This is a genomic window from Oscillibacter sp. KLE 1745, assembly GCF_000469445.2.
GTDB lineage: Bacteria > Bacillota > Clostridia > Oscillospirales > Oscillospiraceae > Oscillibacter > Oscillibacter welbionis.
On record NZ_KI271666.1, the window covers coordinates 1 to 1,418 of the forward strand.

General features: G+C 62.6%; 2 protein-coding genes. Both read left to right on the top strand.

Annotated features, from left to right (window positions below; translation table 11 throughout):
- Positions 1-285 precede the first annotated feature (285 nt).
- Positions 286-783, top strand: a complete 498-nt coding sequence (locus HMPREF1546_RS01510; protein ID WP_025545340.1) for a spore coat protein CotJB — start codon at positions 286-288, stop codon at positions 781-783.
- Positions 783-1,379: a manganese catalase family protein gene (locus HMPREF1546_RS01515; protein WP_021750721.1), complete on the top strand. Its 597-nt coding sequence runs from the start codon at positions 783-785 to the stop codon at positions 1,377-1,379. Before HMPREF1546_RS01510 ends, HMPREF1546_RS01515 begins: the two co-directional genes overlap by 1 nt.
- Positions 1,380-1,418 lie beyond the last annotated feature (39 nt).

A 1,418-nucleotide genomic window follows, 5' to 3' on the forward strand; every position in this document is an offset into this window, starting at 1 on the left:
GGGCGAACGCCGCCGTGAAGGCGGCGTTCCCATGCCACAGCACGGCGGAGAGCCCGGCGACAAAACAACACAGCAGCACAACATACGCCACATGGCGCTTTCGGATCAGAATAATCACAGGCGGCACCCCCTGGGGAAAGCCTATTCCCGCCTGCTTATCCCATATTCCCGATTATAGCGGCTCGGACGGCGGAAATCAAGGGCAGGCTCCTCCCGGACCATCTCCGCATAGGATGGCATGGGCGCATGGTTCCCATGCGCACCCTACCCCAGAAGGAGGCATCCATGCAGATGGAGAAACCCAACACCAATACGCCGCCCACGCCGTCCGTGCCTTCCATGCCGCCGTCCGGCTCCTGCCAGCCGAACCAGGGCACTCTGCCCGGCACCTGTGCACCCATGGTGTTTCCCTTTGTAGCCATGCAGGAGGAGAACCCTGTCCGGTACAGCCGGATGGAGGCCCTGCAAACCGGCACCCTGTTCCCGGGGCTTGACCTGCCTTTCAAGGCGGCCATCCAGGCCAAGACGAAAATGGCCAACACCGCCCTGGTGGAGCTGATGGCCCTGGACTTTGCCATTGACGAGCTGGGCCTGTATCTCACCACCCACGCCCAGGATCAGGAGGCGCTGCAGCTGTACTGGTCCTATATCAAGCTGGCGAAAGAGGGCCGTGAGAAGTACCAGAAGATGTACGGCCCCCTGCTGCAGACGGACCTGACGCCGGAGGACGGCTTCGCCTGGCTGAAGGACCCGTGGCCCTGGGAGGAAGGAGGCAATGACTGATGTTCATTTATGAGAAGAAGCTCCAGTACCCGGTGAAGATCAAGAACACCAATCCCAAGCTGGCCTCCGTCATCATCTCCCAGTACGGCGGGCCCGACGGTGAGCTGGGCGCGTCCCTGCGCTACCTGAGTCAGCGGTACTCCATGCCCTATGCGGAGCTGAAGGGCCTGCTGACCGACATCGGCACTGAGGAGCTGGGCCATTTGGAGATGATCGGCGCCATCGTCCACCAGCTGACCAGGGACCTCACCGAGGAGCAGATCCGGACCGCGGGCTTTGACACGTATTTTGTGGACCGGACCGCCGGCGTGTACCCCACCGCCGCCTCCGGCTTCCCTTACAGCGCCGCCAGCATGGCGGTGAAGGGCGACCTGATCGCCGACCTGACGGAGGATCTGGCCGCCGAGCAGAAGGCCCGTGTCACCTACGACAACATCCTGCGCCTCTCCGACGATCCGGACGTCAACGACGTCATCAAGTTCCTCCGGGCCCGGGAGATCGTCCACTTCCAGCGCTTCGGCGAGGGACTGCGGCTGGCCAAGGACAAGATGAACGAGAAGAATCTCTACTTTGTGAACCCGTCCTTTGACAAGTGACCCACTGAATGGAAAGCGCCCGCCCCGATCTCCCGGGGC